Annotated in this window: 18 protein-coding genes and 2 pseudogenes; 16 read left to right on the top strand and 4 right to left on the bottom strand. The window is 71.8% G+C overall.

Annotated elements, in window-relative coordinates; translation table 11 throughout:
• From QM572_RS02710 to QM572_RS02645, 14 genes and pseudogenes are all read left to right on the top strand, one after another.
• Positions 1-349, top strand: a pseudogene (locus QM572_RS02710) (hypothetical protein); the annotation flags it as partial.
• Between the two features lie 59 nt (positions 350-408).
• Positions 409-1,488 carry an acyltransferase family protein gene (locus tag QM572_RS02705; RefSeq protein WP_415089759.1) on the top strand — a complete coding sequence of 360 codons (1,080 nt, stop codon included), beginning with the start codon at positions 409-411 and terminating at the stop codon, positions 1,486-1,488.
• A gap of 56 nt (positions 1,489-1,544) precedes the next feature.
• Positions 1,545-1,790: a hypothetical protein gene (locus tag QM572_RS02700; RefSeq protein ID WP_415089757.1), complete on the top strand. Its 246-nt coding sequence runs from the start codon at positions 1,545-1,547 to the stop codon at positions 1,788-1,790.
• Complete coding sequence (locus QM572_RS02695; RefSeq protein ID WP_415089755.1) at positions 1,787-2,212, top strand: type II toxin-antitoxin system VapC family toxin; 426 nt, start codon at positions 1,787-1,789, stop codon at positions 2,210-2,212. The genes QM572_RS02700 and QM572_RS02695 overlap by 4 nt, the downstream gene beginning before the upstream one ends.
• 24 nt (positions 2,213-2,236) lie before the next feature.
• Complete coding sequence (locus tag QM572_RS02690; protein ID WP_415089753.1) at positions 2,237-3,205, top strand: DUF808 domain-containing protein; 969 nt, start codon at positions 2,237-2,239, stop codon at positions 3,203-3,205.
• Between the two features lie 82 nt (positions 3,206-3,287).
• Positions 3,288-4,760 (top strand): adenosylhomocysteinase, encoded by a 1,473-nt coding sequence (gene ahcY / locus QM572_RS02685; RefSeq protein ID WP_415089761.1) that lies wholly within the window; start codon positions 3,288-3,290, stop codon positions 4,758-4,760.
• Positions 4,761-4,772: 12 nt separating this feature from the next.
• Positions 4,773-5,468: an MtrAB system response regulator MtrA gene (mtrA, locus tag QM572_RS02680; RefSeq protein ID WP_415089751.1), complete on the top strand. Its 696-nt coding sequence runs from the start codon at positions 4,773-4,775 to the stop codon at positions 5,466-5,468.
• A 12-nt stretch (positions 5,469-5,480) separates the two neighbouring features.
• A complete protein-coding gene (gene mtrB / locus QM572_RS02675) occupies positions 5,481-7,067 on the top strand; it encodes an MtrAB system histidine kinase MtrB (protein ID WP_415089749.1) in 1,587 nt (528 codons plus the stop codon).
• Positions 7,064-8,812 carry an LpqB family beta-propeller domain-containing protein gene (locus QM572_RS02670; RefSeq protein ID WP_415089747.1) on the top strand — a complete coding sequence of 583 codons (1,749 nt, stop codon included), beginning with the start codon at positions 7,064-7,066 and terminating at the stop codon, positions 8,810-8,812. The genes mtrB and QM572_RS02670 overlap by 4 nt, the downstream gene beginning before the upstream one ends.
• 74 nt (positions 8,813-8,886) lie before the next feature.
• Positions 8,887-9,627, top strand: a complete 741-nt coding sequence (locus tag QM572_RS02665; protein ID WP_415089745.1) for a ComF family protein — start codon at positions 8,887-8,889, stop codon at positions 9,625-9,627.
• A gap of 340 nt (positions 9,628-9,967) precedes the next feature.
• Complete coding sequence (hpf, locus tag QM572_RS02660; RefSeq protein WP_415089743.1) at positions 9,968-10,600, top strand: ribosome hibernation-promoting factor, HPF/YfiA family; 633 nt, start codon at positions 9,968-9,970, stop codon at positions 10,598-10,600.
• 84 nt (positions 10,601-10,684) lie between these two features.
• Complete coding sequence (locus QM572_RS02655) at positions 10,685-11,368, top strand: response regulator (RefSeq protein WP_415089741.1); 684 nt, start codon at positions 10,685-10,687, stop codon at positions 11,366-11,368.
• Between the two features lie 7 nt (positions 11,369-11,375).
• Positions 11,376-12,611, top strand: a complete 1,236-nt coding sequence (locus QM572_RS02650) for a winged helix-turn-helix domain-containing protein (RefSeq protein ID WP_415089739.1) — start codon at positions 11,376-11,378, stop codon at positions 12,609-12,611.
• A 7-nt stretch (positions 12,612-12,618) separates the two neighbouring features.
• Positions 12,619-13,275: a dihydrofolate reductase family protein gene (locus QM572_RS02645; protein WP_415089737.1), complete on the top strand. Its 657-nt coding sequence runs from the start codon at positions 12,619-12,621 to the stop codon at positions 13,273-13,275.
• On the opposite strand, the gene QM572_RS02640 is transcribed toward QM572_RS02645, so the two are convergent.
• Together QM572_RS02640 and QM572_RS02635 are read right to left on the bottom strand one after the other, a co-directional pair.
• Positions 13,212-13,484: a hypothetical protein gene (locus QM572_RS02640; RefSeq protein ID WP_415089736.1), complete on the bottom strand. Its 273-nt coding sequence runs from the start codon at positions 13,482-13,484 to the stop codon at positions 13,212-13,214. The two genes, QM572_RS02645 and QM572_RS02640, sit on opposite strands and share 64 nt — an antisense overlap.
• Positions 13,485-13,803: 319 nt before the next feature.
• Entirely contained in the window at positions 13,804-15,549 is a 1,746-nt protein-coding gene (locus QM572_RS02635) for a hypothetical protein (protein ID WP_415089734.1), read from the bottom strand.
• Positions 15,550-15,617: 68 nt separating this feature from the next.
• Between QM572_RS02635 and secA the strand changes: the two genes are divergently transcribed.
• On the top strand, positions 15,618-18,494 hold the full coding sequence (gene secA / locus QM572_RS02630) for a preprotein translocase subunit SecA (RefSeq protein ID WP_415089731.1): 2,877 nt from the start codon (positions 15,618-15,620) through the stop codon (positions 18,492-18,494).
• 126 nt (positions 18,495-18,620) lie between these two features.
• Here secA and QM572_RS02625 read toward each other — a convergent pair whose 3' ends face one another.
• Both QM572_RS02625 and QM572_RS02620 read right to left on the bottom strand, forming a co-directional pair.
• On the bottom strand, positions 18,621-19,115 hold the full coding sequence (locus QM572_RS02625) for an Rv3235 family protein (RefSeq protein WP_415089729.1): 495 nt from the start codon (positions 19,113-19,115) through the stop codon (positions 18,621-18,623).
• Entirely contained in the window at positions 19,112-19,753 is a 642-nt protein-coding gene (locus tag QM572_RS02620) for a LysM peptidoglycan-binding domain-containing protein (protein WP_415089727.1), read from the bottom strand. The genes QM572_RS02625 and QM572_RS02620 overlap by 4 nt, the downstream gene beginning before the upstream one ends.
• A 109-nt stretch (positions 19,754-19,862) precedes the next feature.
• Here QM572_RS02620 and QM572_RS02615 point away from each other — a divergent pair.
• A pseudogene (locus QM572_RS02615) lies at positions 19,863-20,182 on the top strand (hypothetical protein); the annotation flags it as partial.

Raw genomic sequence — 20,182 nt, 5'->3', positions numbered from 1 at the left:
CCGCCGGGTGGCGGAGGCGCTCCGCCGGGCCAGCGGCCGGGCGGCGGTCGCCGGCGACGCCGACCAGCTCCTGCCCGTGCTCGAGGCCGCGCGTGTGGGCTCGATCTTCGACGACCCGTTCGAGAGCCCTGCTGTGGCGCAGCCGGTCCTCGTCGTCCTCGACGACGGAGCGGACGACCCCGTGTCGCACGAGCAGCGCCGCCAGCTCACCGGGGTCGCCGACCAGCGCAACCTCCGTGTCGAGGTGGTCACCGCCGACGCCGGCGACGACGTGGCGCGCTACGCGCACCTGGTGCTGCTCGGCTCGTATGCGGGGGAGTACCTCCGCCTCGGGCTCACCGACGACTGAAGCCCAGGTCACAGCGAACCGGCGGTATCCCCTCAGACTCGTCGGGTACACACGGACCCGTGAGCTCCCGGGACCCGTGGTTCGACAACGCCAAGATGACGCTGGTGACCCTCGTCGTGGTCGGCCACGCGTGGACGCAGCTGCCCGAGTCGGTCTTCAACGACCACCTCTACGACTTCCTCTACACCTGGCACATGCCCGCGTTCGTGCTCGTGACCGGCTATCTCTCCCGCAACTTCCAGGTCACCCGCGCGAGCCTGCTCACCCTGGTGCGCACCCTCGCGGTGCCCTACGTCCTCATCGAGGCCGCGCTCGCGCTCTTCCGGCTCTGGGCCGGGGGCGAGCACCTGCAGAACCTCTGGATCGACCCGCACTGGCCGCTGTGGTACCTCCCCGCGCTCTTCTGCTGGCGCCTCGTCACCCCCCTGATGCGGCGCTCGGCGGTTGCGATCCCCGTGGCCGTCGCGGCGAGCCTCGCGGGCGGCCTCGTCTCGGCGTCCACCCTCGACGTGGCCCGGATCCTCGGCTTCCTGCCGTTCTACGTCATCGGCCTCCACCTCACCTCCGAGCGGCTCGAGCTGCTGCGCACCCGCGAGGCGCGGGTGGCGGCGGTCGGGGTCCTCGCCGGCGTCTGGGTGCTCAGCGGCCACCTCCGCACCTGGGCCGGCAGCGGCAGCTGGCTCTACTACAACGACACCTACAGCTCCATGGGCGCCTCGGTCGACGAGGGCTACCTCGTCCGCCTGATCACCCTCGGCGCCGGCGTCGTGGCGGCCGCCGCGTTCTTCGCCCTGGTCCCGCGCCGCAACCTCGGCTGGTACACCGGCATGGGCGCGATGACCCTCGTCGTCTACCTCTGCCACGGCTTCTTCGTGAAGGGCCTGAAGTACGCCGGCTGGCCGGACGTCATCGAGCACCTCGGTCTCCTCGGCGTCGTCCTCACCACCGTCATCTCGATCGGCATCGCGCTGTTCCTCGCCTGGCGGCCGGTCTCCCGGGTGCTCTCCCACGTCCTCGACCCCTTCGGCTACGCCACCAAGCAGGTGCAGCAGGCCACCGAGATCGCCGCGATCGATCCGACGGAGGTCGTCGAGGACGTCCTCCCCGCCGAGGCGCTGGAGTCCGTGCCCTCCCGATGAGCGCCGCCAGCGCCCCGTGACAGCAAGGCATCACCTGGTGATGCTATGCTGTCACTGTGCGTACGACGGTGACCCTCGACCCCGATGTGGAGCAGCTCGTCCGCGAGCGGATGTCGGCGAAGGGCGTCTCCTTCAAGCGAGCGCTCAACGAGGCGATTCGGGAGAGCGCGCCCCGCGTCGACCATGTCTTCGAGACGCCGAGCTCGGCCCTCGGGCTGAAGGTCGATCTCGAGCATGCGGGCGCGGTTCTCGCGGAGATGGATGTCGACGAGTTCCTGACCAAGGCACGGCGCGACGCGTGAGAGTGGTCGACGTCAACGTCCTCGTCTATGCGCGGGACGAGAGCGCCCCGCATCATCGTGCGGCGAGGCACTGGCTCGACGGGGCGCTGTCCGGAGGTGCTCCGGTGGGGTTCTCGTGGCTGTCGCTGATCGGCTTCGTGCGCCTCGTCACCCATCCGCGCGTGATGAGTGCGCCGCTCTCCGCGGGGAAGGCGATGGACACGGTCGACCACTGGCTGGGCGCCCGCTCGGCTCACGTCCTTCATCCGGGCCCGGGGCACGCGGAACTGATGCGCGAGCTGCTCGACGCGGCTGGCGCGGCCGGCAATCTGACCAACGACGCCCACCTCGCGGCCCTCGCGCTGGAGCACCGGGGGACCGTGATCTCGTTCGACGGCGACTTCGAGCGCTTCCCTCGGGTCCGGTGGGAGCGGCCCCGCTGAGTGGGACTGGCTACTCTTCGGCCCATGAGCGCCGGACTGTTTGGTCTCCTGGACGACGTCGCCGCGATCGCCAAGCTGGCGGCGGCGTCGATGGACGACGTCGGCGCGGCGGCGGGCCGGGCGACGACCAAGACCGTCGGCGTGGTCATCGACGACACCGCGGTGGCGCCGCAGTTCGTCGAGGGGCTCTCCCCGGACCGCGAGCTGCCGATCGTCGGGAGGATCGCCGCCGGCTCGCTGCGCAACAAGCTGCTCGTCATCCTGCCGATCGCCCTCATCCTCAGCCAGTGGGCCTCGGGCGTCATCCCGGTCATCCTCATCGCCGGTGGCCTCTACCTCTGCTTCGAGGGCGTGGAGAAGGTCCTCGAGGCCCTGCACGCCCGCAGCGGAGACGGTCACCACGAGGTCGAGGTGCCGGTGGTCGACGCCGGCCCCGGCGCGGAGAGGGCGATGGTCTCCGGGGCGGTGCGCACCGACCTCATCCTCTCCACCGAGATCATGGTGATCGCGCTCAACGAGGTCGCCGACGAGTCCATCTGGACCCGGCTCGCCATCCTCGTGGTCGTCGCCATCCTCATCACGGTCGGCGTCTACGGCGTCGTCGCCGCGATCGTGAAGATGGACGACATCGGCCTCCACCTCGCCGAGCGCCCGAGCCGCGCGGTCCGAGCGGTCGGCCGTGGCCTGGTCCGCGCGATGCCCGCGCTGCTGGCCGCGCTGTCGGTCATCGGCACCGCCGCGATGATCTGGGTGGGCGGCCACCTCGTGCTCACCAGCAGCCACGAGCTCGGCCTGCACCAGCCCTACGGCTGGGTGCACGACGCGGAGCACTCCCTCAGCCACCACGTGGCCGGGGTCGGCTCCGTGCTCGGCTGGCTGGTCAACACCCTGGTCTCGGCCGTGATCGGCCTGGTGCTCGGCGCGGTCGTGGTCGGCGTACTCCACCTGCTGCCGCGTCGCGACGATGCGGCGGACGACGCCGTTGGTGAGTAGCCTTGAGCGCGTGCTGCGCGGGAGATCCCGACAGAGTGCAGATGCACCGCAGTCGACAACTTCAGACATGAAGGACACATTCATGGACTACAAGGTTGCTGATCTGAGCCTGGCCGAGTTCGGCCGCAAGGAGCTGGAGCTCGCCGAGCACGAGATGCCCGGCCTCATGGAGATGCGTCGTCGGTACGCCGACTCCCAGCCGCTCAAGGGCGCGCGCGTCGCCGGCTCGCTGCACATGACGATCCAGACCGGGGTCCTCATCGAGACGCTGACCGCGCTCGGTGCCGACGTCCGCTGGGCCACCTGCAACATCTTCTCCACCCAGGACCACGCCGCCGCCGCGGTCGTCGTCGGCCCCCCGAGCACCGGCGGCACCGTCGAGGACCCGAAGGGCACCCCCGTCTTCGCCTGGAAGGGCGAGACCCTGGCGGAGTACTGGGACGAGGCCGAGAAGGTCTTCGACTTCACCGACGAGGACGGCAACCCCGTCGGCCCGAACATGCTCCTCGACGACGGCGGCGACATCACGCTGCTCGTCCACAAGGGCGTGGAGTTCGAGAAGGAGGGCGCCGTCCCCGGCCCCGAGACCACGGACAACCACGAGTTCAAGGAGGTCCTCCGGGTCCTCGCCCGCTCCTTCGAGAGCGACCCGACGCGCTGGACCAACATCGCCGGCGGCATCAAGGGCGTCACCGAGGAGACCACCACCGGCGTCCTGCGGCTCTACGACCGGTTCAAGGAGGGCTCGCTGCTCTTCCCTGCGATCAACGTCAACGACTCGGTCACCAAGTCGAAGTTCGACAACAAGTACGGCTGCCGGCACTCGCTCATCGACGGCATCAACCGTGCCACCGACGTGATGATCGCCGGCAAGACCGCCGTCATCTGCGGGTACGGCGACGTGGGCAAGGGGTGCGCGGAGTCGCTGCGCGGCCAGGGCGCCCGGGTCATCGTCACCGAGATCGACCCGATCTGCGCGCTGCAGGCCGCGATGGACGGCTACGAGGTCAAGCGCCTGGAGTCGGTCGTCGACTTCGCCGACATCTTCGTCACCACGACGGGCAACTTCGACATCATCCGGGTCGAGCACTTCGAGCGGATGAAGAACCAGGCGATCGTCGGCAACATCGGCCACTTCGACAACGAGATCGACATGGCCGGCCTCGCGAAGATCCCGGGCATCGTCAAGGACGAGATCAAGCCGCAGGTCCACCAGTGGATCTTCCCGTCCGCCGACGGTACCGAGGGCGCGGGCAAGAAGGTCATCGTCCTGTCCGAGGGCCGCCTGCTCAACCTCGGCAACGCGACCGGCCACCCGTCGTTCGTGATGTCGAACTCCTTCACCAACCAGGTGCTGGCGCAGATCGAGCTCTACACCAAGCTCGAGGAGTACCCCATCGGGGTCTACGTCCTGCCCAAGCACCTCGACGAGGAGGTCGCCCGCCTGCACCTGGACGCCATCGGCGTCGAGCTCACCGAGCTCTCCCAGGCCCAGGCCGACTACCTCGGCGTCCCGGTGGAGGGTCCCTTCAAGTCGGATCACTACCGTTACTGAGCCGTCGGCGACATGAGCACCACTCCTGAGGCCCGCGGGCGCATCCTCGTCGTCGACGACGACGCGTCGCTCGCGGAGATGCTGGCCATCGTGCTGCGTCAGGAGGGCTTCGACTCCGAGGTCACCGGTCGGGGCGACGAGGCGCTGGACCTGTTCCGCTCCTATCGCCCCGACCTGGTGCTCCTCGATCTGATGCTGCCCGGCCTGGACGGCATCGAGGTCTGCAAGCAGATCCGCGCCGAGTCCGGCGTGCCGATCGTCATGCTCACCGCCAAGGGCGACACCGTCGACGTGGTCGTCGGCCTCGAGTCCGGCGCCGACGACTACGTCGTCAAGCCGTTCAAGCCCAAGGAGCTCATCGCCCGCATCCGCGCCCGGATGCGGCGCTTCGACCCGGTCAGCTCCGAGGCCCTGCAGATCGGCGACCTCGTCATCGACGTCGCCGGCCACACCGTGACCCGCGGCGGGGTGCCGCTCGGCCTCACCCCGCTGGAGTTCGACCTCCTCGTCTGCCTGGCCCGCAAGCCGTGGCAGGTCTTCAGCCGGGAGGTGCTCCTCGAGCAGGTCTGGGGCTACCGCCACGCGGCCGACACGCGACTGGTCAACGTCCACGTCCAGCGCCTGCGCTCCAAGGTCGAGCACGACCCGGAGAACCCCGAGATCGTCGTCACCGTCCGGGGCGTCGGCTACAAGGCCGGACCCCAGTAGGACCGACGTCCCATGCGCCGCTTCTGGCGTCGCTCCCTCCGCGCGCGCATCGTCATCAGCACCGTGTTGCTCACGGTGCTCGCCAGCTCGGTCGTCGGCTGGGTGCTGATGTCGCGCGTGCGGGAGGGCCTGCTCGAGCATCGCGTCGCGGCGGCGGTCGCCGAGACCGCGACCGAGGTGGAGGACGCCCAGGAGCGGCTCTCGGCCGCCTCCACCGTCGACCTCGACGCCTCCGGCCAGCAGCGCGACCTCGTCGAGCCGATCATCCAGCGCGGCTCGACCCGCGGGTTCCGCGTCATCATGGCCGGCCCGCTCGACGACGGGACCGGCCGGATCGCCGACGGGGGAGCGGAGTTCTCCCCGGGCCTGGACACCACCAGCGTCCCGGCCCGCCTCGAGACGCACTTCGTCAACGGCAGCAGCCGGACGGCGTGGACCTACACCACGATCCGCTCCTCGGGCGACGACGGCGCCGACATCGCCGAGCCGGGGATCGTGGTCGGATCGGTCGTCCACCTGCCCGCCGACGGCCTGACGTACGTCATGTACTTCCTCTACCCGCTCTCCGACGAGGAGGAGACCATCGGGCTGGTCAGCCGCGCCCTCCTCATCGCCGGCGCCCTGCTCCTGCTGCTCATGGCGGTGATCTCCTGGCTGGTCGCCCGCCAGATCGTCACCCCCATCCGGCTCGCCCGCCAGGTCGCGGAGCGGATCACCGCCGGCCAGCTGCACGAGCGGCTGATCGTGCACGGCGAGGACGACCTCGGCCGGCTCGCGCTCTCGTTCAACCAGATGGCCGACACCCTCCAGCGGCAGATCCGCCAGCTCGAGGACCTCAGTCGCGTGCAGCGCCGCTTCACCAGCGACGTCTCGCACGAGCTGCGCACCCCGCTCACGACCGTGCGGATGGCCGGCGACCTGCTGCACGACGCCCGCGGCCAGCTCGACCCGGCCAGCGCCCGCGCCGCCGAGCTGCTCCAGACCGAGCTCGACCGGTTCGAGCGCCTGCTCACCGACCTGCTCGAGATCAGCCGGATCGACGCCGGGGTCGCCGCCCTCGAGACCGAGGACGTCGACCTCGTCGACCTCGCCCGGCGGGTCGTCGACGCCACCGCGCCGCTCGCCGCCCAGCGCGGGCTCGCCGTCAGCGTGCTCGCCTCCGAGGAGCGCTGCCTCGCCCAGGCCGACCCCCGTCGGGTCGAGCGGATCCTGCGGAACCTCGTGACCAACGCGATCGACCACGCCGCGCCGCCCGGCTCGCACCCGGAGGGGGACGTCCTCATCCGTGTCGAGTCCGACGGCTCGGCCACGGCCGTCTCGGTGCGCGACTTCGGCGTCGGCCTGGCCGCGGGGGAGTCCGCCATGGTCTTCAACCGGTTCTGGCGCGCCGACCCGGCCCGCGCCCGCACCAGCGGCGGCACCGGCCTCGGCCTGGCCATCGCCCTCGAGGACGCCACCCTGCACGGCGGCTGGCTCCAGGCCTGGGGGGAGGTCGAGCGCGGCGCGCTCTTCCGCCTCACCCTCCCGCGGTACGCCGGCACGCCGGTCCGCCACAGCCCGCTGCCCCTCGTGCCCGACGACGCGCAGGTCGCGCCATGAGCCGCGCGCTGAGATCCCTCCGGCTCGTCGCCGCGCTCGTCCTGCTGGCCGGCTGCCTCACCGGGTGCATGGGCGTCCCGTCGGCCGGGCCGGTGGTCTCGGTCGGCGCGGACCAGCAGACGGCCGGCGACACCGGCATCGCGATCGACCCCCGCCCGCCGCGGTCGGGGATGAGTCCGCAGGAGATCGTCGACGGCTTCCTCGAGGCGATGCTGGCGACGCCGCTCCAGACCAGCACCGCCCAGCAGTACCTCACCCGCGACGCCCGCGCGGCCTGGGACCCCAGCGACCAGGTCATGGTCTACTCCGACCGCGAGGCCGCCACGACCGACGGCGACCACGTGACCGTCACGCTCGGCGCTGCCTGGAGCATCGACGAGCGCGGCGCCTGGGAGGGCGCCGTGCCGGACGCCGACAGGGCACTCGGCTTCGACGTCGTGCAGGTCGACGGCCAGTGGCGGATCGCCCGCGCGCCGGACGCGCTGATCGTGCCGGACTGGTGGTTCGAGGGCCGCTACCAGCAGATGTCGCTCTACTACTTCAACGCCGACCACACCATGCTCGTCCCCGAGCCCGTCTTCGTGCCGCGCGGCAACGAGCTGGCGACGGTGCTGGTCCGCGACCTCGTCCTCGGCCCGGGCGCGGGGCTGGACGGGGTGGTGCACTCGGTGGTCCCCGAGGGCGTCGGGCAGGGCCTCTCGGTCCCCGTGGACGAGGACGGCGTCGCCGACATCGCACTCACCGGCGGCGCCGCGGGGAGCGCCCGGCCGCTGACGACCGACGAGGTCGCGCTCCTCACCGCCCAGCTTGCGTGGACCCTGCGCCAGGACCCCGACATCCGCGAGGTCCGGCTCTCCATCGGCGGTCAGCCGGTGCTGCAGCCCGACGGGCACGACGAGTTCGGCGTCGATGCCGGTCCGCGCGCCGACCCCGTCGGCTACCAGTCCAGCCAGCTCCTCTACGGCCTGCGCGAGGGCCGGGTCGTCGCCGGCACCCTGCCGACCTTCCGGCCGACGACCGGCCTGCTCGGCCGGCGGGACCACGGCGTACGCAGCATCGCGATCGACCTGCGCGCCACGCAGGTGGCCGCGGTCAGCACCTCGGGCACCTCGCTGCTGCTGGCCTCGATGACCAGCCTCAACGAGACCCTGACGACGCCGCTCACGGGTGCGACCGACCTGCTCAAGCCCGCCTGGGACGGCGTGGGCCGACTGTGGCTCGTCGACCGGCGCGACGGCGGGGCCGTGGTCCGGGCCATCGTGGGCTCGCGCGTCGTGCGGGTCCGCGTGCCGGGCGTGAGCGGCGCCGACGTACGCCGGTTCGTCGTGTCCCGCGACGGCACCCGCCTCATCGCCGTGGTGCGCACGAAGGCCGGCGACTCGGTCGTGGTCACCCGGATCGCCACCGGGGCCGGCGACGTGCCGAGCGGCGTCGGGCCGGCCCGCGTCATCAGCGACGACGCGGGGGCCGTCGACGACCTCGCCTGGTCCTCCACCACCACCGTCCGGGTGCTGCGCCGGCTCGGTGAGAACGCCCGCGTCACCACCCTCCCGATCGACGGCTCCGGCGCCGCGCTGCTGGCCGGAGGAACCCTCGTCGGCCAGCCCCTCACGGCCCTCGTCGGCTCGCCGGCCACCGGCCAGGTCACCCTCGGCGTCGACGGCCAGCGGCTCGTGAGCCTCTCCTCGCTCGGCGGCGACCAGACGCTCAGCGACGCCGTGACCGCGCTGACCTACGCCGGCTAGGTCCCGCGTCCGCCGTCCACAGCCCGGCGGCCGGGGGCTGGCGCCGGCCGCGATCCTCGGCTGGGCTGGGGTCCATGACCGCACCTCTCCACGACGCCGCGCTCGACCTGCTGCTCGGCAGCAGCTGCGTCGGGTGCGGACGGGCCGGTCGCCTGCTCTGCGCCGGCTGCCGCGACGCGCTGCCCACGACGGCGTACCTCGCCTGGCCGACGCCGACCCCGCCCGGCCTGGTGCCGCCCTTCGCCACCGGCGCGTACGACGCCACGCTGAGGTCCCTCGTCCTCGGACTCAAGGAGCACCGCCTCCTCGCGCTGTCCCGGCCGCTCGGCCTCCTGCTCGCCCGCTCCGTCGTCGCGCTGCTCGAGGCGACGGAGCCGGTCGGCCGCGTGGTCCTGGTACCCGTGCCGTCGCGCTCGGCGAGCGTCCGGGCGCGGGCGCTCGACAGCACGTGGGTCATCACCGGCCTGGCGGCGCGGACGCTGCGCGCCGGGGGACACGACGCCGTCGCCCACCGGCTCCTCGTCACCCGGCCCGGCGTCGTCGACCAGGCGGGCCTGGACGCCGCCGCCCGCCAGGCCAACCTCGCCGGGTCGATGACCTGCCCCACGCCCGCCCTCCGCCGCCTCGCCCGGCGCAGCCCGCGCGCCTCGATCGTGCTCTGCGACGACGTCGTCACCACCGGAGCCACGGCTCGCGAGGCGCAGCGCGCACTGGCCGCCGTCGGGCTGTCCCCGCTCGGCGTGGCCGCCGTCGCGGCGACCCGCAAGCGGCACACCGGCGGCTCTCAGGACACTCTTCGAGACCTTTACGGGTAGGGGGTTGGCCGCGGCACCGACGGGGTCTACCGTCGGTTCATGGAGTCCGTTCGGGTCCGTGATTGCGTCGCAGAGGCGCCCGGTTCCCGAGCGCGGATGCGGCAAGCCGATGCCAGTCGCAGGCAAAACGGCCCACGTAACCCTGCCTCCCTCACGGGCGGCCGGGGAGCATGGTGCGGCTTAGTCGTAAGTCCTGCCCGGCCCTCGCGTCCAGATGTCGCGGGCCAGCCGGAGACGGTGGCGTGGCATGCAAGCCGCCAGACCGCAGCAGGCGAGTGTGGGGTCAAAGATCAGGTCGGCCGGACGGACTCCTACCCACTCCCCACTCAAGGAGGTCCTCATGGACGTTGTTGTCACGGCTCGCAACTGCGAGGTCACTGATCGGTTCCGCGCGCACGCGACCGAGAAGCTGCTCAGACTGGAGAAGCACGACCATCGCCTGATGCGGGTCCACGTCGAGGTCGACTGCGAGCCCAACCCGCGCCAGCACAAGGGCGCCGTGCACGTGGAGCTCACCGCCTACTCCAAGGGCCCGGTGGTCCGGGCCGAGGCGTGTGCCGCCGACAAGATGGGGGCGCTCGATCTCGCCCTGGACAAGATGGCCTCCCAGATGCGGCGCGCCTCCGACCGCCGCCGCGTCCACCGCGGGCGGCACGCGCCCGTCTCGGTCGGCCAGGCGCTGGCCGACGTCCCGCTGCCGAGCACCTCGCCGGAGGACGCGTCCTCGGCCTCCGCGGACGGCTCGCTGGAGCGGCAGGTCGGCTCGATCGCCGTGCTCGGCGACGGTCCGATGGTCGTGCGCGAGAAGGTGCACGCCGCGACCTCGATGACGCTCGACCAGGCGCTCTACGAGATGGAGCTCGTGGGCCACGACTTCTTCCTCTACGTCGACAAGGAGAGCGAGCGGCCGTCGGTGGTCTACCGCCGCCGTGGCTACGACTACGGCGTGATCGCCCTCGACCTGGGGGACTGACCCGGGACTCCATGGCCCGTCCGGGTGGTTCGGCGGTTCCGTGCGGGCCCCCCTGGCACCACCCGGACGTGCCATGATGGGCGCATGTCCCCGTCCTCGACCGGACCTGCTGGCGCGCCCATCCGAGTGCTCATCGTCGATGATCAGGAGCTCTTCCGCCGGGGGCTGACGATGGTCCTGGCCGGCGAGTCGGGCATCGAGGTGGTCGGCGAGGCGTCCGACGGCGAGCACGGCGCGGCGATGGCCGCCCAGACCGCTCCGGACGTGGTGCTCCTGGACATCCGGATGCCCCGGCGTACGGGATTGGAGGCGTGCGGCGCGATCAAGCTCGCCGTCCCGTCGGCCAAGATCATCATGCTCACCGTCTCCGACGAGGAGGCCGACCTCTACGACGCGGTCAAGTCGGGGGCCAGCGGCTACCTCCTCAAGGACTCCTCGGTCGAGGAGGTGGCCCAGGCCGTCCGCGTCGTCGCCGACGGTCAGTCGCTGATCAGCCCCTCCATGGCGGTCAAGCTGATCGACGAGTTCAAGCAGATGAGCCGCCCCGAGCGCGACACCGGCTCCGGCCTGCGGCTCACCGAGCGCGAGCTCGAGGTGCTGCGGCAGGTGGCCAAGGGCCACAACAACCGCGAGATCGCGAAGCACCTCTTCATCTCCGAGAACACCGTCAAGAACCACGTGCGCAACATCCTCGAGAAGCTCCAGCTCCACTCCCGCATGGAGGCAGTGATGTACGCCGTGAGGGAAAAGCTCCTCGACCTGCCATGATCCACGCGTGGAGTCGCTGAGTCTCGCGCGGGCGCGACGGGTCGCGCTGGCGGCGCAGGGGTTCGCGGTCGCGAAGCGGGCCGCGAACGATGGGCGGAGCCTCGATCCGCCGCACGAGGTGCCGACGATGCGGACGCTCGTGCGGACCGTCGAGCGGACGGGGGTGCTGCAGGTCGACAGCGTGAACGTCCTGGCGCGGGCGCACCTCATGCCGCTCTACTCACGGATGGGTCCCTACGACACGGCGCTGCTCCAGCGTGCGGCATCGGGTCGCCGCCAGCGTCGCCTGGTCGAGTACTGGGCGCACGTGCAGGCCTTCATGCCGGTCGAGCTGTGGCCGGTGATGGCCCACCGGATGGACTTCTACCGCGCGCGCCTCGGCAAGTGGGGGACCTCCTCCGAGCACGAGCGGCTCGCGGGCAGCCTGCTCGCGGAGCTGCGCGAGCGCGGTTCCGCGACGGCCCGCGACCTCGACGACGGGCTGCCGCGGGTCAAGGACAACTGGGGCTGGAACTGGTCGGCGACCCGGCACGTCCTCGACGCCCTCTACTCCTCCGGCGACGTCGCGATCGCCGGCCGCAACGGGCAGTTCGAGATCCTCTACGACCTGCCCGAGCGGGTGCTTCCCGACCACGTCCTCGGGGCGCCGGTGCCGAGCAAGGCCGACGCCGACCTCGAGCTCGTCCGGCGAGCCGTCCGCTCCCACGGCGTGGGCACCGCGAAGGACCTCGCCGACTACTACCGGATGCGGGTCGACGACACGACCGCCGCGCTGCGCACGCTCGTCGAGACCGGCGAGGTGGCGCAGGTCGAGGTCGCGGGCTGGCGGTCGCCGGCGTACCTCTGGACGCAGGCCCGCCTTCCGCGCCGGATCGCCGCCCGCGCCCTCCTCAGCCCCTTCGACCCCGTGGTGTGGCACCGGCCGCGGACCGAGGCCCTCTTCGACTTCCACTACCGGATCGAGATCTACACGCCCGCCGAGAAGCGGGTCCACGGCTACTACGTGCTGCCGTTCCTCCTCGGCGATCGCATCGTCGCGCGGGTGGACCTCAAGGCCGAGCGCAAGCTGGGGGTCCTCCTCGTCCAGGGCGCGTACGCCGAGCCCTCGGCGCCCGACGAGACCGCCGACGAGCTCGCGGCCGAGCTCCGCCGTCTCGCCTCGTGGCTGGCCCTCGACGACATCGTCGTCGCCCCGCGCGGCGACCTCGCCGGAGCTGTCGGAATCAGCCTCACCCGTTCGTAGGAGAGACATGACACGAGCACGCGCCCACAACATCGGCCTCTCCCTCGACGGCTTCGGCACCGGAGTCGACCAGTCGCTGGAGGCGCCCTTCGGCCACGCCGGCATCCGACTGATGAGCTGGTACTTCCCGACCCGCACCTTCCAGGTGCAGACCGGCGACCGCGAGCGGGTGGAGGTGGAGAGCGCCGCCGACCCCGACGACGTCTTCGCGGCCCGCGCGTGGGAGGGCATCGGCGCCGAGATCATGGGCGCCGGGAAGTTCGGGCCTCCCGGCTGGCAGGACGACCCGGACTGGACCGGCTGGTGGGGCGACGAGCCGCCCTTCCACACCCCGGTCTACGTCATGACCCACGCACCGCGAGCGTCGATCGAGAAGGCGGGCGGCACCACGTTCCACTTCCGCGACGCTCCGCCGGCCGACGTCCTCGCCGAGGCGAGCGCGGCGGCGAGTGGCCTCGACGTCCGCCTCGGGGGCGGGCCCACGTCGATCCGCGAGTTCCTCGCCGCCGGCCTGGTCGACCATCTCCACGTCGTCGTCGTGCCGATCCTGCTCGGCCGCGGCGTGCGTCTCTGGGACGGCCTGGAGGGCCTCGAGGAGTCCTACGCGGTCGAGTCGGTGACGACGCCGAGCGGCGTCACCCACGTGACCTTCACCCGCCCCTGACGGGTGGGTCGCGGCCACTCGCCGTCCTCTGCGACATCGGCGACCTCGGCGTACGCACTGTCGACGATCTCGTAGGCACGCAGCCGGAGGGTGTCCGGATCCACCAGCCAGTACGACGGCACGCCGGTGCGCTCGAGGCGATCCCTCTTCAGGCCCTCGTCGGCCCGTCGCGTGCTGGCGGGACCGCCGGCGCCGACCAACGCGACCACGCCGAAGCAGCTCCTGATCCTGGGGATGACCGACCCGCACCCGGTCGACGACCCGCCCGACCTGACCGGTCGGCACCAACTTTCCCACCCAGGTGGGGAGGTTGCGGCCGGCAGCCACCCAGCGAACGCCAGAACCCCACCTGGGTGGGATTCTGGCTGTCGGAGGTGCGACGGTCAGGCGTCGAACAGGGCGTCGAGGCGGTACGTGCGGATGATCCGGTCGCGCGGGTCGACGATCCAGTGGGCGGGCGCGCCAGGGGGCGTAGCGGGTCGCCGCACCCGTCCCGGGCGCTGCCTGTGGACGACCTGCGGGGAAGCGTCAGCGGCGCTTGGCGGCGAGGACTCTCGTGACGGTCGTGTAGCCGGGGGCGGAGACCGTGACCCGCACCCTGATCGCCTTCCGGGCGAGTGCCCTGGTCACCTTCAGCCGGCTGCCGGTCCGGCCCGCCAGCGGCTTCGAGCCGCTGAGCCACTGATAGGTCACGGTGACCCGGGTGGTCCAGGCGCCGGGGGTCACGCGGAGCGTCCGGCCGGCCTTCCGCTTGCCGGTCAGCGTGGGTGCCTTCGTGGCGACCAGCGTGGCGGGAGCGGCCGGGGTGGAGGGGGTCGCGGTGGCCGGGGCACTGCCTCCGGCGCCGCCCGGGTCGGCGACGTCGACGACCGCCCCGCCGGCGCCGGCGAGGAGCGGGTCCTCCGGCGCGGTGACGTCCAGCGAGAAGAGGTACGCCGGCACCGAGCTCCCGTCGCCGGGCGCCGGCCGGGCGACGCCGACCCAGAAGAGCGTCGACCCGAGCAGGTGCAGCTCGGTGGTGTCGCTGAAGAAGAGGCCGGTGAAGGAGCGATGGGCGAGCAGCGTGCCGTGGTCGTCGAGCAGCCAGTAGTGGGTCGCGACCGAGCTGCCGCTGCGGACGCTGCCGACGACGGCGTACCTGTTCGCGGCGACCCTCGCGATCCGGCCGGCCCGCGCGGTCGTGTCGCCGGTGGGGGAGTAGGAGGTGAGCCGTGTCGTGGTGTGGGAGCCGGTGGCCGGATCGGCGGCGATCACGACGGCGTTGCGCGCCTGGTGATCGTGGTCGTCGTTGAACGACTGCCCGGCCGCGGCGTCCTGGTCGACCGAGCTCGCCGCGACGAGGATGCCCGACTCGGTCGGCACCACCCCGCCCACGGCCACGCCGGTGTAGTTGTTCCCGGCCTGCCCGGTGATCGACAGCAGGTCGGTCGTGGCGACCTCGCGCCTGGCGGGATACCCGGCCATCGTGCCCATCTGGACGCTGCGCGGATAGGCGTCGCCGTGGTCGACCACGACCAGGCTGCCGCCGTACGCCGTCACGAACTGGTTGAACGAGTGGCTGCTGTACGCGTAGCCGCCCAGCTGCTGGAACGGCGTGGCGGTCATCGTGGACGTGGCGATCTCGACGGTGAGCCCGGCCTGGTGGTGCACCCCGTCGATGGCGTACATCGTCCGGCCCATGTGCAGCACCAGCCGGTCGCCGACCAGCGTCATCGCGGCGCGGCCGGCCTCGAACGGCTCGTAGATCCCCTTGAAGCCCTGGGTCGCGCCCCCGGTGACGTAGGCGGTGCCGACGAGGTTCCAGGCGGCGTCGAACCGCATCACGGCGACCGCCCGGAAGCTGTCGCTCTCGCCGGTGTTCACGCGTCCGGCCGCGACGTAGAAGTCACCGGTGGGCGCGGCGTAGAGGCCGCCCCAGATCGGCCACGCACCGAGATCGATCGAGCGCGCGCTGCCGGCCACGGCGCTCAGCGTGGACGGGTCCCAGGACTGGACGGCGAGCCGTCCCGTCCCCGCCGCGTACGACGCCACGCCCAGGTCGCCGCTCGCGTCGGTGAACAGCGCGACGTTGTCCGGCGACACCCACGGCATCTCGGTGCCGCTCGAGCTGGTCCAGCCCCACTCGCCGTCACCGTAGGCGACGGCGGGATCGGTCGTCCCCACCTGCACCAGCGCGCCCGAGGGGGCGGCCGCGACCGCGGGACCCGGAAGGGCGAGGGCAGCCGTCATGGCGACCGTGGTCAGCACAGCGGTCCCGAGCGTGCGGAGCACCATGATCCGAGCGTGCCATCGCGGGGGCGGGCTGTCAGGCGATTGGCGTCGCGACGGTAGAGTTCTCCCTCGTGGCCATTCTCGACAAGCTCCTCCGCATCGGCGAGGGCAAGATCCTCCGCCAGCTCGAGGGCATCGCCCAGGCAGTCAACGCGATCGAGGACGACTACGTCGCGATGAGCGACGAGGAGCTGGCCGGCCAGACCGCCCTGCTCAAGGCCCGCTACGAGGACGGCGAGTCGCTCGACGACCTCATGTACGAGGCCTTCGCCACCGTCCGGGAGGCGGCCAAGCGGGTGCTCGGCATGCGCCACTTCGACGTCCAGATCATGGGCGGCGCGGCGCTCCACCTCGGCAACATCGCCGAGATGAAGACGGGTGAGGGCAAGACCCTGGTGGCCACGCTGCCGTCGTACCTCAACGCGCTCGCGGGCCAGGGCGTGCACGTCGTCACCGTCAACGACTACCTCGCCACCTACCAGTCCGAGCAGATGGGCCGCGTCTACAGCTTCCTCGGGCTGAGCACCGGCGTGATCCTGCCGGACATGACGCCCACGCAGCGCCGCGAGGCCTACGACTGCGACATCACGTACGCCACGAACAACGAGCTCGGCTTCGACTACCTCCGCGACAACATGGCCTCCTCGATCGAGGAGTGCGTGCAGCGCGGCTTCTTCTACGCCTGTGTCGACGAGGTCGACTCGATCCTCATCGACGAGGCCCGGACCCCGCTCATCATCAGCGGCCCGACCGAGGACGACGTCAAGTGGTACACCGAGTTCGCCACGATCGTCGCCGGCATGGAACGCGACGTCGACTACGAGGTCGACGAGAAGAAGCGCACCATCTCCGTCCTCGAGGACGGCATCACGAAGGTCGAGGACCACCTCGGCATCGAGAACCTCTACGAGGCCGTCAACACCCCGCTCATCTCCTTCATGAACAACGCGGTCAAGGCCAAGGAGCTGTTCCACAAGGACAAGGAGTACGTCGTCATGAACGGCGAGGTGCTCATCGTCGACGAGCACACCGGCCGCATCCTGTCCGGCCGCCGCTACAACGACGGGCTCCACCAGGCCATCGAGGCCAAGGAGGGCGTCGAGGTCAAGGAGGAGTACCAGACCCTCGCGACCGTCACCCTCCAGAACTTCTTCCGGCTCTACGCCAAGCTCTCCGGCATGACCGGAACGGCCATGACCGAGGCCAGCGAGTTCGACAAGATCTACGGCCTCGGCGTGGTGCCGATCCCGACCAACAAGCCGATGGTGCGCGAGGACCAGCCCGACCTCGTCTACCGCACCGAGGTGGCGAAGTACGACGCCGTCGTGGAGGACATCGCCGCGCGCAACGCCACCGGGCAGCCGGTCCTCGTCGGCACGGTGTCGGTGGAGAAGTCGGAGTACCTCTCCACCCTGCTCAAGAAGAAGGGCGTGCCGCACACCGTCCTCAACGCCAAGGTGCACGCCGACGAGGCCAAGGTCGTCGCGCTCGCCGGGCACAAGGGCGCGGTCACTGTCGCCACCAACATGGCCGGCCGCGGCACCGACATCATGCTCGGCGGCTCGGTGGACTTCCTCGCCGACCAGGAGCTCCGCAAGCGTGGCCTCGAGCCGCACGGCGAGACCGCCGAGGCCTACAACGAGGCCTGGCCGGCGACGGTCGAGTCGGTCAAGGAGCGGGTCGCCGCCGAGCACGACGAGGTCAAGGAGCTGGGCGGCCTCTACGTCCTCGGCACCGAGCGGCACGAGTCCCGCCGGATCGACAACCAGCTCCGCGGCCGCTCCGGCCGTCAGGGCGACCCCGGCGAGTCCCGGTTCTACCTCTCCCTGCAGGACGAGCTCATGCGGCTCTTCAAGTCCGAGTGGGTGGACCGCGTCCTCCAGGTGCTGCGGATCCCCGACGACGTCCCGATCGAGGCCAAGCGCGTCACCGGCGCCATCGCCAACGCCCAGGGCCAGGTCGAGTCGCAGAACTTCGAGTCCCGCAAGAACGTCCTCAAGTACGACGACGTCATGGACCGCCAGCGCAAGGTCGTCTACGCCGAGCGCCGCGAGGTGCTCGAGGGCGCCGACCTGCAGGAGCAGACCCGCGCCTTCATCGACGACGTCGTCGAGGGCGCCGTGATGGCCCACACCGAGGAGTTCTCCGAGGAGTGGGACCTCGAGCAGCTCTGGACCGACCTCCGCCAGCTCTGGCCCGTCTCGGTGACCATCGAGTCCCTCGAGGAGGAGGCCGGGGGGCGCGAGAACCTCGATCGCGCCGAGCTCATCGACACCCTCAAGATCGACGCCCACACCGCCTACGAGGCACGCGAGGAGGAGGTCGGCGAGGAGGTCATGCGCGAGCTCGAGCGCCGCGTCCTCCTGTCCGTGCTCGACCGCAAGTGGCGTGAGCACCTCTACGAGATGGACTACCTCCGCGAGGGCATCTCGCTGCGGGCGTACGCCCAGCGCGACCCGCTCGTGGAGTACCAGCGCGAGGGCTTCGAGATGTTCGGCGCCATGATGGCCTCGATCAAGGAGGAGGCCGTCGGCTACCTCTTCAACCTCGAGGTGCAGGTCGAGACTGAGCCGGATTCTGGCCACGAGGTGCACTACCACGCGGACGGCTCGCAGCACGCCGGCCCGATGCACGAGGGCGCCTTCGCCGAGCCGCCCGTCGGGCTCCTCGACGAGGCCGGCAGCGAGGCCGAGGCCGCGCTGATCGAGGAGATCGGCGCCGCCCTGAAGGCCGCCGCCTCCGCGCCCACGATCCGTGCCAAGGGACTCGACAAGCCGGCCGCGCCGCGCAACCTGACCTACTCCGCGCCCGACGAGTCGGGCGACGAGGCCGTGACCGCCGCGGCCGCCGCCCCCGACCCGTACGCCGGCGTCGGCCGCAACGCCCCCTGCCCCTGCGGCTCCGGCAAGAAGTACAAGCAGTGCCACGGGAAGCCCGCGGGCGCCTGACGCCTCGGGGTGGAGTCACCGGTTAACCGGTGACTCGGGAACTTCTCGGCCGGCACACACCCCGAGAAGTTCCCCTCCCGGCCGGGTCGTGGGGCCTGGGGGACTGGTGGGACCGCCGCTGGGTGCCTAGCTGAAGTCGAGCGCGGTGCAGATCCAGCGGCCGTCGATCCGCTCGAAGCGGGCGGCGACGGCGCGGGAGCGCTGGCCGTAGCGGACGTGGACACCCGCTTCCGCGACGTCCTGCGTGACGAAGCAGGTGTGGACGCCGACGACGCGCGGGTGGACCGGCTGGACCCGCGCCTCACCCGGCCGATGGCCCCCGGCCCGGCCGACCAGCTCCGCCCGGCGCCGCAGGTCGTCGAGCACCGTCCGGCTGGTCCAGCGGGCGAGCTGGTGGACGGGCCGGTCGCCGCCGACGATCTCGACCGCCGCCTGGGTGTAGCGCGTCGCCCACAGCTCCACCTCGCGCCGCGACGCCCGGCCGATCTCGATCACGTCGGCCCCGGCTCCCGTGCGCTCGGGCCGCCCGGCGGGCGCGGAGCGCCGTGGCTCCAGGGCCAGAGCGAGCGTGCCCTGGACGCTCGCGACCGGGGTCTCCCCGAAGGCCACCGCCCGGCTCATCGCGGGCTCCCGGGCAGCTCGAGCCGCATGCCCGGCCGGATCCGCGACGGGTCGTCGCCGATCACGTCGCGGTTCGCGTCGTAGATCCGGCGCCACGCCCGGTCGATCTCCGCGTCGCCGGCGGCCCCGAGGCGTGCCGAGGCGATCGACCAGAGCGAGTCGCCCGAGCGGACGACGACGGTGTCGGCACGCGCCGGCGCACGCTGCGTCCGGGGCGGCGTCACCGCTGCCGGGTCCATGGCGCGGTCCGGATAGGGGAGCCCGGCGGTGATCGCGGCAGGCGTGTCCGAGCCCGAGCCGGTCGCGGCGAGCGCCGGTGCGGCCGTCGCCGTGAGGGCCACGCCGCACAGAAGCAGCACGAGACGGCGTACGCCGGAGGGCAGCGCGAGCGCGGACCGGTCGGCCGGCGACGGGGCGTCGGTGCGGAGCGTCTCGAGCACGACGACCATCACCGCGGCCCACGCCCACGCCAGGCAGCCGAGCAGCGCCACGGCGCAGGAGCGGACGAGCAGATCCTCGAACGAGGACGGTCCGGTGGAGGTCGTGGCGAGGGGCCACAGCAGCAGGGTAAGGGTGACGGCGAGCGCGGTGCCGGCCGTGGCGACGGCCAGCGAGCGCAGCGGAGGAACCAGACGCATGGCATGTCCTTTCCCGAGTAACAATGCGTTTGCGTGTGTTTACGTATGTAACGCTGCCTTGGCTGTCCTCGTCAAGGTCGCCCGTGCGGGCTGTGGATAGGTTCGCCCTATGCACGCCACGGCCTCGCGACTCGTCGTGGCGGCGAGCCTGGTCGGCGTGTGCGTGGCGCGGCTGTGGCATGTCGCGGCGCCGCTCTCCTCGGACGAGGCGGGCTTCTTGATGGTGGCCCGCCAGTGGCATCCGGGGTCCTCGCTCTACGGCGACTACTGGGTCGACCGGCCGCCCGGCCTGATCACGCTCTACCGGGTCGCCGACCTGGCGGGCGGCACCGTGGCACTGCGGGTCGTCGGCCTGGTCGCCGTGCTCGTCGCGGTCGCGCTGGCCGCGCGCCTGGGCCGCGTCCTGGCCGGGCCGACGGGCACGGCCGT

Origin of the sequence: Nocardioides sp. (genome assembly GCF_047607365.1) — a bacterium.
GTDB lineage: Bacteria > Actinomycetota > Actinomycetes > Propionibacteriales > Nocardioidaceae > Nocardioides.
This window is presented reverse-complemented; position numbering and strand designations above follow the sequence as displayed.

What these genes read in the sequence shown, in the direction of transcription:
- QM572_RS02665 (WP_415089745.1), top strand. Translation starts at nt 8,887, where the DNA reads ATGACCGCACCTCTCCACGACGCCGCGCTCGACCTGCTGCTCGGCAGC.
- QM572_RS02655 (WP_415089741.1), top strand. Translation starts at nt 10,685, where the DNA reads ATGTCCCCGTCCTCGACCGGACCTGCTGGCGCGCCCATCCGAGTGCTC.
- QM572_RS02690 (WP_415089753.1), top strand. Translation starts at nt 2,237, where the DNA reads ATGAGCGCCGGACTGTTTGGTCTCCTGGACGACGTCGCCGCGATCGCC.
- QM572_RS02620 (WP_415089727.1), bottom strand. Translation starts at nt 19,753, where the DNA reads ATGCGTCTGGTTCCTCCGCTGCGCTCGCTGGCCGTCGCCACGGCCGGC.
- QM572_RS02635 (WP_415089734.1), bottom strand. Translation starts at nt 15,549, where the DNA reads ATGGTGCTCCGCACGCTCGGGACCGCTGTGCTGACCACGGTCGCCATG.
- mtrA (WP_415089751.1), top strand. Translation starts at nt 4,773, where the DNA reads ATGAGCACCACTCCTGAGGCCCGCGGGCGCATCCTCGTCGTCGACGAC.
- mtrB (WP_415089749.1), top strand. Translation starts at nt 5,481, where the DNA reads ATGCGCCGCTTCTGGCGTCGCTCCCTCCGCGCGCGCATCGTCATCAGC.
- ahcY (WP_415089761.1), top strand. Translation starts at nt 3,288, where the DNA reads ATGGACTACAAGGTTGCTGATCTGAGCCTGGCCGAGTTCGGCCGCAAG.
- QM572_RS02670 (WP_415089747.1), top strand. Translation starts at nt 7,064, where the DNA reads ATGAGCCGCGCGCTGAGATCCCTCCGGCTCGTCGCCGCGCTCGTCCTG.
- QM572_RS02625 (WP_415089729.1), bottom strand. Translation starts at nt 19,115, where the DNA reads ATGAGCCGGGCGGTGGCCTTCGGGGAGACCCCGGTCGCGAGCGTCCAG.
- hpf (WP_415089743.1), top strand. Translation starts at nt 9,968, where the DNA reads ATGGACGTTGTTGTCACGGCTCGCAACTGCGAGGTCACTGATCGGTTC.
- QM572_RS02645 (WP_415089737.1), top strand. Translation starts at nt 12,619, where the DNA reads ATGACACGAGCACGCGCCCACAACATCGGCCTCTCCCTCGACGGCTTC.